The organism is Dorea sp. 210702-DFI.3.125 (genome assembly GCF_020560945.1).
Classification (GTDB): domain Bacteria; phylum Bacillota; class Clostridia; order Lachnospirales; family Lachnospiraceae; genus Dorea; species Dorea formicigenerans.
Map to the genome: position 1 here is coordinate 23423 of NZ_JAJCNF010000023.1, position 15523 is coordinate 38945.

Sequence of the window (15523 nt, forward strand, 5' to 3'; positions counted from 1 at the left end):
CGAAAAATCATTTTTCAAGTTAATTTTTAATTCTCATATCCATTTGGATTATTCTTTTGCCATCTCCAAGAATCTTCACACATTTCCTTGATACCATTTTCTGCTTTCCAGCCCAATTCTTTTGCCGCTTTTCCTGGATTACAATAACAAGTAGCAATATCGCCCGGACGACGCTTTTTAATTGCATATGGAACTTTCATTCCAGTTGCTTCTTCAAAATTCTTTACGATATCTAATACACTGTAACCTTTTCCAGTTCCAAGATTGTAAATTTTAAGTCCACAGTTTTCATCAATTTTCTGAAGTGCCTTTACATGTCCCTTAGCCAAGTCAACTACATGAATATAGTCACGAACCCCGGTTCCATCAGGTGTATCGTAATCATTTCCAAACACGCCGAGTTCTTTCAATTTTCCCACTGCAACCTGCGTTACATACGGCATTAAATTATTAGGGATTCCATTTGGATTTTCTCCCATAAGTCCACTTTTATGTGCCCCTATCGGGTTAAAATACCGAAGTAAAATAACATTCCATGTTGAATCTGCTTTATGTAAATCCATAAGAATTTGCTCTAACATAGATTTTGACCAACCATAAGGATTCGTACATTGCCCTTTAGGACAATCCTCTGTAATTGGAACAAATGCAGGATCACCATATACTGTTGCAGACGAGGAAAATATAATATTCTTTACATCATATTGTCTCATCTTCTGTAAAAGGGTTAATGTTCCAGCAATATTATTCTGATAATATTCTAATGGCTTTGCAACCGATTCTCCTACAGACTTTAAACCTGCAAAGTGAATGCAGGACTTAATATTTTCATTCTGAAATATTGTATCTAAAATAGAAGTATCTGAGATATCGCCTTTGTAAAATTTTACTTCTTTACCAGTAATCTTTTTTACTCTGTTCAATGATTCTTCACTGGAATTGCTTAAATTATCAAGCACTACAACTTCTTTCCCATTTTCCAACAACTCTACACATGTATGGCTTCCTATATATCCTGCACCACCTGTTACTAATATTGCCATGATGCCTCTCCTCTCCGAGTAATGCTTACTCTACTGTCACGCTCTTAGCCAGATTTCTTGGTTTATCTACATCTAATCCTTTAGCCACACTGATGTAGTATCCCAGTAACTGTAATGGAATTACTGCAAGTGATGTTGCAAAAAGTGGATCTGTTTTTGGAATGTAAACTGTAAAATCTGCTGTATCTTCAATATTATATTTTCCAAAAGTAGTCAATCCCATCAAATATGCTCCTCGGCTCTTACATTCTAACATATTGGAAATAGTTTTTTCATACAGTTCTGGCTGAGTCAATACCCCGACTACTAAAATATCATCTTCAATTAAAGAAATCGTTCCATGTTTTAATTCTCCGGCAGCATACGCTTCCGAATGAATATAGCTGATTTCTTTCATCTTTAAGCTACCTTCCATACAAATTGCATAGTCAATGCCTCTTCCGACAAAGAATACATCATGAGCATTTACCTGTTTTGATGCAAACCATTGAATACGTTCTTTATCTTCTAAAATCTTTGCAATTTTTTCTGGCAAAGTCTTTACTTCTTCAATAAGTTCAACATATCTTTCTTCTGAAATTTCTCCACGAACTTTTGCAAATTGGATTGCCAAAGCGTAAGTTGCAACAAGCTGTGTACTATAAGCCTTTGTTGTAGCGACAGCAATTTCAGGTCCTGCCAAAGTATAAAATACTGAATCAGCTTCTCTGGCAATAGATGATCCAACTACATTTACAATTCCTAATGTTCGTACTCCTTTTTCCTTTGCTTCCCGAAGTGCTGCTAAACTATCTGCTGTTTCTCCAGATTGACTTATAACTACTACCAGACCATTCTTATCAAGCAATGGATTTCTATAACGGAACTCAGAACCAAGTTCTACACGAACTGGAATTTTTGCTAAGTCTTCAATTACATACTGTGCTGCAATACCAACATGATAAGCTGATCCACACGCAACAATATAAATCTGACTGATTTCTTTTATATCTTCTTCAGAAAGCCCCACATTTGATAAATCAATAAAATCCTCTTTCACAACAGAATTAATTGTATCACCTACAACCTTTGGCTGTTCATGGATTTCTTTCATCATAAAATGCTCATATCCAGCTTTTTCTGCTGCTTCTGCATTCCAATCAATAGTTTTTAATTCTTTCTCAATTTCATCTCCATCAAGATTATAGAAAGTAATTTCGCCTTTTCTTACACGAGCCATCTCCATGTTACCAATATAATACACATTTCTTGTATATTTTAAGATAGCAGGTACATCAGACGCAATATAAGATTTCCCATCTTCTACTCCGAGAATCATCGGACTATCTTTTCTTGCAACATATATTTCTTCTGGATATTCATTAAACATTACTGCCAAAGCATAAGAACCACGAATACGAACCATAGCATGATTAATTGCATCTACTGGAGTTCCTTCATATTTTGTATAATAATAATCAATAAGTTTGACTGCAACTTCTGTATCTGTATCGGAATAAAATGTATACCCTTTTCTCACAAGCTTTTCTTTTAATTCCTGATAATTTTCAATAATGCCATTATGTACTGCTACAATATTTCCATTATCACTTCTATGAGGATGAGCATTATTTTCCGATGGTTCTCCATGAGTTGCCCATCTGGTGTGACCAATTCCACATGAACCAATTACTGCCTTACCATCATTTGTTTTCTCAGCAAGGATCTTAAGTCTCCCCTTTGCTTTCACAATATCAACTGGATTCTCACCATCACGAACAGCAATTCCTGCCGAATCATATCCTCGATACTCTAACTTGGACAGTCCATCTAATAAAATAGGTGCTGCCTGTTCTCTTCCTGTAAATCCAACAATTCCACACATAATTATTTACTCCCTTTTTCGCTTAGCGTGTCTCTTTTTCTTTAATTACAGATACAACATTATCAACATGTTTTCTACATATCTCCTCAGTTTCAGCTTCTACCATTACACGAATTAAAGGCTCTGTACCTGATTCTCTAACAAGAATACGTCCAGTATCTCCTAATGCATCAACAACTTTCTTTACAGCATCCTGAACGTCTTTATCAGCCTGTGTAACTGCTTTATCTTTTACTTTAACGTTTACAAGAACCTGTGGATAGATATGTAAATCCTCTGTGAGCTGACTCATTTTCATTTTCTTTGCCATCATAACTTCCATCATTTTAAGGCTGGTAAGAATACCATCCCCTGTTGAAGCATATTTTGAGAAAATAATATGCCCCGACTGCTCCCCTCCAAGTCGGCAACCATTTTTCTGCATATACTCGTAAACATATTTATCGCCAACAGCCGTTTTGGCATAACCAATTCCCAACTCGTCAAAAGCTTTATAAAGTCCAAAATTGGACATCACTGTTGTAACAACAGTATTTGTAATCAATTTCTCACGTTCCTTCATGTATCTTCCATAGACATAAAGAATTGCGTCTCCATCGACTACATTTCCCTTTTCATCTACGCAAAGACAACGATCTGCATCTCCATCATAGGCAAAACCAACATCCAGTCCTTTCTCGACTACAAACTTCTGCAATCCCTCAATATGAGTGGAACCGGCATCTGTATTAATATTGGTGCCATTTGGATCTGCATTAATTACATATGTTTTTGCTCCCAATGCATCGAATACTGCTTTGGCAATATTCCATGAACTACCATTGGCACAATCAAGTCCCACTTTCATACCCTTAAATGAATAAACACCAAGAGAAATCAGATAACCCACATATCTGTTTCTTCCAGAAACATAATCTACTGTACATCCAATTCTGTCCCGATGAGCGTATGGAATCTCTACATAATCTTTGCCAAATACATTCAAATTGCCATCAAGGTATGCTTCTACCAAAGAAATTGTATCTTCATCCATCTTTTCACCATTGCCATTAATTAACTTGATTCCATTATCATAGTATGGATTATGGCTTGCTGAAATCATAATACCGCAATCAAATTCATCTACTCGTGCAACATAGGCAACAGATGGTGTTGTTGTCACATGGAGGAGATAGGCATCTGCCCCAGATGCCACCAGACCTCCGACTAAAGAATATTCAAACATATAGCTTGAACGGCGAGTATCTTTTCCAATTACAATACGAGCCGGTGTATCATCACCTGATTGCTTCTTTAATTCACCATAATACCAACCTAAAAAACGCCCGATTTTATACGCATGATCTGCTGTTAAATTCTTATTGGCTTCTCCTCGAAAGCCATCTGTTCCAAAATATTTTCCCATTTTTCTTTCCTTTTTATAAAATATTTATTCTTCCCTCAGTCTTCCTAAAATTTCTTTTTTATGAAATATTAAAATGCCTCCACTATATACTAAAACACTCATTATTCCATATATCAAAAAACTAACAATATATGAAAAATCAGGCATTATATGTTTAACACTAATAACTATAATAATTGTTAATATCACCACACATTCTGTTTTTCCAAATTTCATTAATACAGTTCGTATATCTACTTCAAAACCATATCTTTTTTTCATTCTAAATATAATAGAAATCAGTGAAACCACACCCGCTACATATGTTCCTAATATAATTCCATATACTCCCCAAAAATATGACAGTATAAAACTAAATATTATATTTGTAACACTTGTTACAATTCCATTCTTTACAGTTATTTTGGTGTCTCCATATGCGAAAAAATACCTGTATATCAAATCTCTTACAATATTATTCTGCTGATCAAACATATAAATACTCATACATAAATAAACCGCTGTCGCTGCTGATGCAGAAAATTCTCCATGCTCATATAAAAGTCCAATAAATTCTCTGCCAACAGAAATAAATCCTACCAAGACCAGACACACTACTATATGAAATACAATAGTGTAGTTCCATAGTGTTCTTTGTCCTTTTTCTTTTTTATTTGAAACTGCTTCTACAATTTTAGGGTAAACATATGTAATCAAGTTTCCTATAATTAATACATTAACCATTCCTACAATTGTATTTGAATAAGACAATATTGTTAATTGTCCCGTTCCAACATTTGATGATATTAATGAGTCAATCATTGTGTTTATTTTGTATATTCCTGTACTAAAAAGTGTCGGTAAAAATATATGCATCATAGATTTATATGTACTATTTTTGAATTGAAATTCTAATTTAAATCTAAAGCCTAAATGTATTGCACATATTAAATCTACCACAAATTGAAAAACAGCTCCACCTAAAAGAATATATAAATATTGATACAAATCAAATTCTTTTAAAAATATAAGTAACGCAGTTGTTCCTACATTAGAAATCAACAAAATAATTTTGGGCAAATTAAACCTTCCTATACACTGATAAAAAGCTGCAGTCACTCCTAATATAGCAGGTAAAGCCTGTATCCAAATAGTTAATAACATGGTTGAGCATACATACGTTCTGAATGTTGAATCCCTAGATGTTAACCAATCAACTAAGTTCCCCCTCAATAAATAAGTAATCACCAGAAGAAGTCCTGTTACACCAAATACCACTGTTAAAAATGTGTCTACTGCTTTTTTATCTAACTTTTTAACATATGCTGGAAGGACGACAGTTGTAATTCCTGTACTCACAAACGTAAGAAAAAAAGTAGACAAATTATTGGCAAAATTATATGCATCCAGTTCTACACATGCTCCAAAATTAGCAGCTATAATTGCAGATTTATATACTGAAATGAACTGTGTAATAATTGTTATAATCATCATCCATGATAATTCTTTTGCTGCTGTTGCTGATTTCATACTTTTTATTCTATATTGTAATTTTTTCACTAGCTCTCTCCTAGCATCCCATAAAAGAATCAATATATTCAAAGGAAATTTTTCTAAACTCTTCAATCCTCTTATTTACCGGTTCATAATCAATTTTTTCCATAATATCCAGTTTTAACAAATCATCTACCATTTGATAGCGTTCTTTTAATCCTAATTGATCTAATATCGCAATAGCTCGATCATCTTCTGGATTGTGCTGTCCTTCACAGTCATAAGACCAAAAATTCCTATTGAATAATGCTGAGAATAATGTTCCATGAAATGACTGAGTCATTACTAATGAAGCATTTTTCATCAATCCTAAAAAAGCCAATGGACCAGACATTTCGTATTTTTTTATTCCATATTTTGATAATTTATAATAATCGTATGATTTATAATCCATTACATAAATAGGCATATTGGTTTTTTCTGATATTTTTTGCAATATTTCATTTGTTTCTGATCTATTGTGATAAAAAGCGTAATTAAAAATATATTTTTCTTTTATTTCCGGAACCGGAAGCCATGTTATCCATTCTTTTTCTGTCAATAACATTGTTGGATCGCAAATAATCGGCACTTCTCTATTTGTTAATTTCTCCAGCCATTTCTTTCCATTTGGTTCCCTGACCGAAATCTTTTCAAAATCTAATAAATAATTTTTATATGCCTCCAAATCATCAGCATACTTTAAAATATTGGAACCACCTAAACTAGGAGAATATGCAACTTTCCTAATGTTTTTTGCAAAATTTAAATAGAATTCTTTTCCTGCATCTTGGCATCGTACATTCCATACTTGATCTCCACCTGCTATTAATAAATCATATTGTTTCGCTATTTTTTTCAAATCTTCTGGCGTTTTACAATATTTATCACTTTTAACTAAATATTTATTTGAAAAATCATTATACCACTTTCTGCTTTCGCCAACAGCTTTCAAATGTGTAAATGTTTCAATATTTCTTTGAATAGAACTTTTTTTTAGCCTTGTATCAATATATCCATACATACATCTTGATACATAATTAGAATAATTAATTAATTCTACATCGGCTTTATATTTTCTTGCAAGAACTTCTCGCAATGCATATGCTTGTAACATTGAACCACAATTATGTGATGCTTGAAATGTCAGAATTCCTATTTTCATTTTTATACCTCTACTTTCTTAATTTACGTAAACATTTAATTGCATCTAGTCCTGTTTCTCCAACAAATTTAAACCCAAACAACATATTGCTCTTTAAACATTTTTCTATATCATCTGAACAAATTCCTGTTTCAAATTGATTAGCTTGTTTAATTGAAGATCCACTAAATTGCGGACTCCATGATTGAGCTGGTTTCGCATATCTCATGCAACTTCTGTACTCATCTTTATAATCATATATTTTTTCTTTAAATTCAGAATTATAAATAATAGTTTGCATAAATAGCTCATCACCACAAAAAGAATGCTTAAATACTTTTCTTACCCATTTATATTTCTCTAATGCATATTTAATAGCATCTTCTGTTAATGACCAGTATACAAATCCTTTTTTAAATTCTATGCCTCTTGCTGGTCTATACACAAAACCAACTTTTCCCTGAAAGCCTCTAAATTTATTACGACAAAAAGCTTTTAATTGATCTATTTTTGTCGTTGCTTTTCCTATTTCATTGAAAATATTATATTTTTTTACTCTACCACTATAGTCATCAGAATTATCATAACCAATGAATTCATAGCCTGCATGTTCATCAAAGAATTCTAATATTTCTTTTTGACTTTTAAGTGGAAATATCGCTCCCGTTGTCATATGATAATAAGCATAATTTCCTTTATTGGCTGCATATTGCATCAATCTATATTCACATTCAATTTGAGAATACCCACCCCAAAAGACGCTCATTCGAGGAACTAAAAAAAGTCTTCCCTTTTTTACAGCATTCTTTATTTTTTGTTCTGGAAATTCTAATGTTTTTTTGTCAATATGTAAAAATATATCATTTCTTTCATGATCTAATTCTTTTAATATTTCAATCAAAATTTGAAAATCATTATGTGCCATTATTAAATATGCGTGTTTTTTATTCATTAAATCAACTCCTTCCACCTATCATTATTTTCCATATTTCAGGTATAAATTTTCGTACAATCATTGCTATAACTGCCAACAATGTGATACAAATAGCTGGCACTATAATATGAGCTAGAAATAATGCAATTATATTTTGACCCAAAAATAATTTATAAGTCTTAGCTACCGGCGAAATAACCAAAATATGCATTCCATAATAAAAGACTGTACATTTTATCCACCATCTCGGACTTGGAAATTTTTTAAAGAAATCAAAAATATACCACATTAATATGGGGGATACAAGTCTATAAAAATAGAAAATCACATCTGATTCTTTGGCTAAAAAAATCAATATAAAAAAAACAATTACAGAAATTAATGTTTTTATTTTTTTCGATATACAGAATTGGTTTTCATAGTTTTTTCCAAATGTAGCTCCCATAAGGTATAGAGGCATCCAATATTGTACTGTACTATACCCAACATTTACACCAATTAACAAATGCAATATAACTGTTAATATAATGCCCCCCCCGCTAAAATTTCATTATTTAATATCATTCTTATAATCGGATAAATTATAACAAATTCTATCAACACTCTCATAAACCAAAGCGGAGGATTAGCTGTCGAAAGTAATATCTTATAGAATAATTCCTTAACATCATATTGTGATAACGAATGGTACAAAACTAATTCTCTTAAAACATCTTTATATAAAAAAGCAATAATATTAAATATTAAATAAGGTATCAGTAATGAATATATTTTTCTTTTCAATAATTCCGTATATTTATGCTCTTTTCTAAATAGTAAAAAAGCTGAAAAAAAGAAAAAAGAACCTGTAGCTGCATCATAAAAAACTCTCACATAACTATTAAAATCTTTGGAAATTCCAAAGAATCCCAATGAATTAACACTAACGCTATGCAAACCAATAACCATTGCTGTCATTAAAAAATATAAATATGATAATTTTTTTGATACTTCTCTACTCATTTCTTCTCTCCATCTTGTACAAATTAAGACTTAATTTTTAACTTTTAAGAGTACTTTTTATCTTCTGACCCCATCTGCTATGAACAGCTACAATCAATGGAAAAATACAGGTAAAACTTAATATATTAGATTCCGCCAATCCATATCCTAAATATACTAATATAATCACTATTTCTTTTATTTCCAGTGTTTGTGCCGTTAAAAATAAAATCACTCCTAAAAATACCAAATATATAATTCCTGCATTTATTAACATATAAACATATGCATTATCCGCATATACATATATATCTTCACCTCTGATTTGAAGATGTCCAAATTCAGTATTCGCACCTAAGAAAGTTAATGGATACCTATTCATTGCCTCAATACTCAATCCAAATCGTCCGCTAGATACATTATTCATCCATTCAGCTACATTACTTAGCCCTGGAATATAAGAACTCCACATCAAAATTAAACTAACTGCTAAAATAATTGGAATTCCATATTTCACAATTTTTCTTAAAACAGTCATTACAGTTTTATTGTCTTTAAAATTCCATATAATTGGTAAAAGAAATATCACAAACAATGCCTCAGAGCCGATTATTATGTACATAATTATTGTCATTAATATAAGTCCGATAAAGTATCTCTTTTTCAATTCCTCAATATGTAAATAAAAGAAAATACATGTTATAAACACAAATAAACATGCAGCATGATTAGGATGCCCACCACATGATAAATCAAGTTGTGGACGGGGTTCTAAAATTGATGTACGTATATATAATTTTGATCTATCAAAAATCCAAAAATATACCGTACAAATTATGTTAAAGCTAAATATTCCTGATAAAATACGCAACATTATTCTTCCTGTTTTTTCAATATCCTTATCAGCACAGAAAAACAAAATATTAATTAAATATAAGAAAAACATTCTTCCTAGTTTCAAATAAATTAAAACTCCAAACATTTCCATAATCATCAATAGTACAAACTGTACTTTTTTCATTCTAGCTGTACATATAACTCCAAGCATCAGTACTACAATAAGAATTATTACTGCTTGTTCAAACATCTGATATATAGGGTATAGTACTTGCGAATTACGTATTGCACTATCTATTGTTAAAAGTGCTAATAATGTATAATATGCTATATTATGGTTTCTTAATTTTAATGTATCCATCATTATACATACCTCCCTAATATGCCAATGATGGACTACCACCAATATATGTCAGGAGTGTATTATAAGACTTCTGCCCCCCCCCCCGATGATTTCTTTTGTCCTACACAAACATGAATTTGCTGCAACTATTAATGCAAAATATGCTTCAATACCTAATACTCTGTTTTCAAATAATGAAAAAACAATAAACATACATAAATACTCCTTTCCAGCTAAATCCATTTTTTTTGCCCCGAAATAAAAAAGTATACATACAATCACAATATAGCAAATCCCCATGCATGTCATACAATAAACGGTAAAATTATCTGCATAAATACCATTATAACCGCCAACTATTTGATAACTTCCAAAAAGTGCTTTCTGTCCAAACAAAGTAAGCCCGTACTTTTGTACTGCATAAAATAAATTTGAAAATCGCCCTGATCCCATGCCATCTAATAACAAAAGTAATTTTGAAATTACAGGAATTGTAATTAGCATTGCACAACTTGCACTTATAATTGCATTAATTGCCATGCCATACCTTGCAACAAATTCTATAATATTTTTCCCATATAAAGTATTCTTTCCATAACTCATTACAAACAAAATAATCGTCACAAATACCGCTTCTGAATGAGTAAAATAATATATAATTCCCATTGATATCATTAAGCAAAACCATTGTTTTAATTTAATTTTATCTGCATATGCATACTCTATTAAAACACATATAAAAACGAAGTATTTTGCCGCATTATTTGGATGATCAAAATACATATTATATCTTTGTAAACCATTCCACTCTAAATAACTTAAACTACTTCTTGAAAAAGAATAGTTCACTAAAAACATCAGCATATGTAATACAAATATTCCACCAATTATCCATAATACTGCTCTTGCTACTTTTTTCAAATTTTTTCCATCTGATAAAAAACACAATATTGCAATATATAATACTACATTAGTAGAAAGAATTTTCGCTGTGTTAAGTCCAAGTACAAATAATATTATAAAACATCCCCATGCTGCGGCTTTATATTTCACTTTAAAAGCCAAATATAGCATTGTGGCTATAATCATACCTAATAATGGATATTTAATAATATCAAATATTGGTTTTAATAATTCTGATGCATTCATTGCATCTTGTAAAGCGATCATTCCGATTAAACCAACATATATCTCTTCTGTCCCTAGAAATATGCTTTTATTATTCATTCATCATCCCTCCCTTCGAATTACTCTACGGGCACACCGTTTACATAATAAATATATATACAAAAATTTCCATTTTCTTTTTATCAACATACTGCGCAACAATTTATTTTTACTCTTTTTAGGGCAAAATTCAGACAATAACATTTTATAGTCGGAATCATCCAACAAATAATGCATTGCTCCATAGAAGTCTTTATAATTGTGTACGCTTCCAAGAACACCTTCTGTTCTTTGGTAAAATTTATCGGACACAATTTCCCTATCAAATCCAATTGAACTCACAAAATCTAAAAGTACTTTCATATCTTCTGTAATAGAATCCAAAACCATATCTAGGTGTTTTGTAAGTGAGCCAGTTGAATCTATATTATAGATATACAATTCATCTGAAATAGCTTTACATGTTTTAATTGTTTTCAAATATTGGCAACAAAATTCCAGATCTTCTCCCATACTTTTTCGTTCATTAAAAGTATGATGAATTAGATTTCTTTTAAATAGTTTGTTCCATGGAGAATTTAGATTTCCACCGTAAACCAACATATCTTTATACATTTCTTTTACATTTTCAGTAATAATCGGGTTAGATGCTAATACTTGTTCTCCATTAATAACACCTGAATATCCAAATGTAATAACATCAAATTTTTTTTCCATTAGAGGAAATAATACTTGCATATATTTTTCAGACACTCCATCATCTGCATCTACAAACCCAACATACTCTCCATTTGCGATATTTAAGCCATAATTTCTCGCACTTGATACTCCTCCATTTTCTTTTCTATAAGTCTTAACCCTAGCGTCTTTTGCTGCATATTCATTACAGATATTAAAAGTGTTGTCCTTAGAACCATCATCAATAATAATTAATTCAAAATCACTTTTATCCGATATAATACTTTCAATTGCCTTCATACATGTTTTTTCTGCATTATATGCTGGCATAATTAAACTCAACTTTGGCATAAATTTGTTCCTTTATTTTGTCTATTATCGCTTTACCATTTTATACAGTATACACATTAACCAAGCTTGTTTTGTACGCATTAGCCAATATATCACTTTTCCCTTAATTTTCATATTTTGTACGTTACATCTTTTAAGCGCAAACTGGCATTCCGGAATTTTTAAAATATCTTTGACTCTATCTTTATCACTTTTTTCACTATTAGCATTCCATTGCCCACATTCATTTGTTATGCAGGCATAATAGCCATCTACACATTGTGAATAATAAGCATCTTCATATTTTTCAAATAAACCACATTTTTGTAACTCCTTTTTATAAACCTGTAATAGATTTTGCTTTCTTTCAATCATATTAACAATATATCTTTTCGTTAATGATCCTTCACGAAAATCATACATATACAAAACTTTATGACTAATTTCTACTTTTCCTGCCCTTAATAAAACTTTATAATTAAAAAGGTGATCTTCACTTAATATTTCTCTTTCAGACTGAAATCTTATATTATTACCATTTAAAAATGCAACTGAATATGCACATACACATGCTGACATCAATGCACTTTGAGAATAATCAAATAAACATATAGGTCCAATTGTTCCCGGTAATATATCTGTTTCAATTCTCACTCTATCATATATTCCTTCTTTAAAATATGGTATCGTCATAGACTTCAACTTATTATTTTGTACCCGCTGATAACCAAACTTTAAAATGTCGCTTTCGTTTTTTTTCAAATGTTCATCAATAAATGTCAGATAGTCATTAGTTACCCAATCATCAGAATCCACAAAAGTTACATATTTTCCCTGCACATACTCTAGCCCATAATTTCTTGCACTTGCCAAACCACCATTTTTTTTATGTACAGCCATAACATTTAGGTTTTTCTTTGCAATTAAATCACACAATTCACCTGATCCATCTGTAGATCCATCATCTACTAAAATAATTTCATAATCATTATATTTTTGATTTAGTAATGAATCTACACATCGTTTTATATAATCTCTTACATTATAAACGGGAACAACTACTGAAATAAATGGCATAATAAATCTCCTTCTGCCTAATTCTTATAATTTTTCAATCATATCTTCGTATTCTTCCAGAGTATATCTTTTTCGTGACTGATATGATCCTATTTTCATTCGATTTAATAAATCTCTGTCTTTATAACATCGCTCTATAATGTTTAACATTTCCTGTGGATACTCTTTTTCAAGAATAAATCCTTCATTCATATTTTCACAGACAATTTCTTTATTAAAATTCATAGGACTTGCTATCACTGCAACTCCAGCCATTTTTGCTTCAACTAAGATTCCTGGTACTCCTTCACCTTTCCATCTAGTAGGAAATAATAATATATCGTATTCATTCAATTTTTTATAGACACTTGATTTTGTTGAATCAAATATTCCACAATAACTGACATTCAAAGAATTATTGATAAATTCATCAAATTTATCTTTGACTTCCGGAACAATATGTCCATAAAAATCCAATTTATATGATATTTCTGTCTTATTGCTTAACAATCCAACCAATTTTATGATTTCTTCCACACCTTTTTCTCTACTAATCTGTGAAAAATATACCAGCTTTAATTCTTTATTTTTTTTTGCATTTTGCGGATAGCAATTGCCTATTTGGGATTTTGGATTCGGAAATACTTCAACATTATCAAATCCTCTTTTCAACAGATTTTCTTTCATTCCTTCCGTTTCTACCCAAATTCCGTTCACTCTTTTCATGCACTTTTCAAAAGCCGGATGTTCCGCTACCGTTTCATGAAAAATTCCACCAATAACTAATACCGTTGTATTAGTAAATGACTTTTTAAACATTTTTTGTAAAAATATCATGATTCTTAAGCGTTTAGAATCTAAGCAATACACTACTGGATTGTTTGATTTGTATGCTTTAATACACGTTTTTAAAATACCAATGATCTTCGTTTTATTTCTATTGGCTTCATAAATGTCAATTTTATTTGCTATAATACCTACATTTTTAAGCATTTTACAGAATAATTCACATTTTACCGTTGCACCACCATATGGTGGTGGATAGACACCTATTACATAAACTTCTTTATTAATCTTCATTATACATTCTCCCTCTTCCCCAACTATAATTATTCGTGATTCACATGGAAAAAGCGGGAGATCTATTCGATAAAATATTGTTATATTTTATTTCATACTTGTGCCCCCCCCCAAATAATTTTTGAATCATATCCTTATATTCCTCCAATGCATATCTTTTTCGTGATTGTGATGATCCTTCTTTTATCTTTTGCAAATATTCTCTGTCAAAATACATCTGTTTTATATATTTGTACATTTCCGAGAAATAAGGTTGATGTATTACAACCCCTTCATTCTTATCTACCTGTATTAGTTCACTGTTGTAACTTCTATCACTTGCAATAACAGCAACTCCAGCCATTTTAGCTTCTACTAAGATTCCAGGAACTCCTTCTGTATTCCAATGAGTAGGAAATAATAATATATCATATTCATTTATTTTTTGATATACATTTGATTTTGTAGAATCAAAAACACCACAATAACGAACTTTTTTTGATTTTTCAATAAACTCATCAAACGTTTCTTCAAAATCGGTTACTATATGACCATAAAAATCTAACTGATATGGAATATTTCCATCTCTATCTAATAATTCGACCAATTTTATAATGTCCTCCACGCCTTTTTCCTCACTAATCTGAGAAAAATATAAAAGCCGCAATGGTTCATTTGTATTAGATGTTGTAGGGATGCACCAACCTTTTTCTAATTTTGGATTTGGAAAAACTTTTATATTTTTAAACCCACGTTCTAAAAGTTTCAATTTCATCCCCTCGGTTTCAACCCATATTCCATCAGCTTTTTTTAAATGTTTCTTTAAAAAAGGAGACTCATCTATAGTTTCGTGAAACACTCCTCCTATTGCCAAAATCGTAGTTTTCTTATATGATTTTGGAAATAAACTTTGCAACATAATTGAAATTTTTAAGCGTTTAGAATCTAAACAATAAACTATTGTATCATCTGATTTAAATGCTGAAATATATTTTTGTAATGTCTTAAAAATTTTATTTTTATGTCTTTTAGGTTCATATGCATCTATTTTTTCAACACTAATCTGAGTATCTTCTAATGTATCACAAAACAACTCACATTTTACTGTTGCCCCACCATATGGTGGAGGATAAACTCCTATGACATAGCATTTTTTCTCCATTATAAATC

14 protein-coding genes are annotated in these 15523 nt (G+C 30.9%); all 14 read right to left on the minus strand.

Features of this window, described 5'->3' with window-relative positions:
• Positions 1–26: 26 nt before the first annotated feature.
• The 14 genes from galE to LI164_RS11195 all read right to left on the minus strand — a co-directional run bounded on the left by galE (position 27) and on the right by LI164_RS11195 (position 15515).
• Positions 27–1043, minus strand: coding sequence for a UDP-glucose 4-epimerase GalE (gene galE, locus LI164_RS11130; protein ID WP_227087137.1), 1017 nt, complete (start codon positions 1041–1043; stop codon positions 27–29).
• A 25-nt stretch (positions 1044–1068) separates the two neighbouring features.
• On the minus strand, positions 1069–2907 hold the full coding sequence (gene glmS, locus LI164_RS11135) for a glutamine--fructose-6-phosphate transaminase (isomerizing) (protein ID WP_227087138.1): 1839 nt from the start codon (positions 2905–2907) through the stop codon (positions 1069–1071).
• Positions 2908–2929: 22 nt separating this feature from the next.
• On the minus strand, positions 2930–4312 hold the full coding sequence (gene glmM, locus LI164_RS11140) for a phosphoglucosamine mutase (RefSeq protein WP_227087139.1): 1383 nt from the start codon (positions 4310–4312) through the stop codon (positions 2930–2932).
• A 24-nt stretch (positions 4313–4336) separates the two neighbouring features.
• A complete protein-coding gene (gene murJ, locus LI164_RS11145; protein WP_227087140.1) occupies positions 4337–5851 on the minus strand; it encodes a lipid II flippase MurJ in 1515 nt (504 codons plus the stop codon).
• 10 nt (positions 5852–5861) lie between these two features.
• Positions 5862–6989, minus strand: a complete 1128-nt coding sequence (locus tag LI164_RS11150) for a polysaccharide pyruvyl transferase family protein (protein WP_227087141.1) — start codon at positions 6987–6989, stop codon at positions 5862–5864.
• Positions 6990–6999: 10 nt separating this feature from the next.
• Positions 7000–7920 (minus strand): beta-1,6-N-acetylglucosaminyltransferase, encoded by a 921-nt coding sequence (locus LI164_RS11155; protein ID WP_227087142.1) that lies wholly within the window; start codon positions 7918–7920, stop codon positions 7000–7002.
• A gap of 4 nt (positions 7921–7924) precedes the next feature.
• Positions 7925–8347, minus strand: coding sequence for a hypothetical protein (locus LI164_RS11160; RefSeq protein WP_227087143.1), 423 nt, complete (start codon positions 8345–8347; stop codon positions 7925–7927).
• A 74-nt stretch (positions 8348–8421) separates the two neighbouring features.
• The gene (locus LI164_RS11165) at positions 8422–8904 is read right to left on the minus strand and encodes an acyltransferase family protein (RefSeq protein ID WP_227087144.1); all 483 of its coding nucleotides are present in this window, start codon (positions 8902–8904) and stop codon (positions 8422–8424) included.
• 37 nt (positions 8905–8941) lie between these two features.
• Positions 8942–10084 carry a hypothetical protein gene (locus LI164_RS11170; RefSeq protein WP_227087145.1) on the minus strand — a complete coding sequence of 381 codons (1143 nt, stop codon included), beginning with the start codon at positions 10082–10084 and terminating at the stop codon, positions 8942–8944.
• Positions 10085–10132: 48 nt separating this feature from the next.
• Entirely contained in the window at positions 10133–11290 is a 1158-nt protein-coding gene (locus LI164_RS11175; protein WP_227087146.1) for a hypothetical protein, read from the minus strand.
• 3 nt (positions 11291–11293) lie between these two features.
• Positions 11294–12259 carry a glycosyltransferase family 2 protein gene (locus LI164_RS11180; protein ID WP_227087147.1) on the minus strand — a complete coding sequence of 322 codons (966 nt, stop codon included), beginning with the start codon at positions 12257–12259 and terminating at the stop codon, positions 11294–11296.
• Between the two features lie 24 nt (positions 12260–12283).
• Positions 12284–13315 carry a glycosyltransferase family 2 protein gene (locus LI164_RS11185; RefSeq protein ID WP_227087148.1) on the minus strand — a complete coding sequence of 344 codons (1032 nt, stop codon included), beginning with the start codon at positions 13313–13315 and terminating at the stop codon, positions 12284–12286.
• A 24-nt stretch (positions 13316–13339) separates the two neighbouring features.
• On the minus strand, positions 13340–14374 hold the full coding sequence (locus tag LI164_RS11190) for a glycosyltransferase (RefSeq protein WP_227087149.1): 1035 nt from the start codon (positions 14372–14374) through the stop codon (positions 13340–13342).
• Positions 14375–14414: 40 nt separating this feature from the next.
• Positions 14415–15515 carry a glycosyltransferase gene (locus LI164_RS11195; protein WP_227087150.1) on the minus strand — a complete coding sequence of 367 codons (1101 nt, stop codon included), beginning with the start codon at positions 15513–15515 and terminating at the stop codon, positions 14415–14417.
• Positions 15516–15523 lie beyond the last annotated feature (8 nt).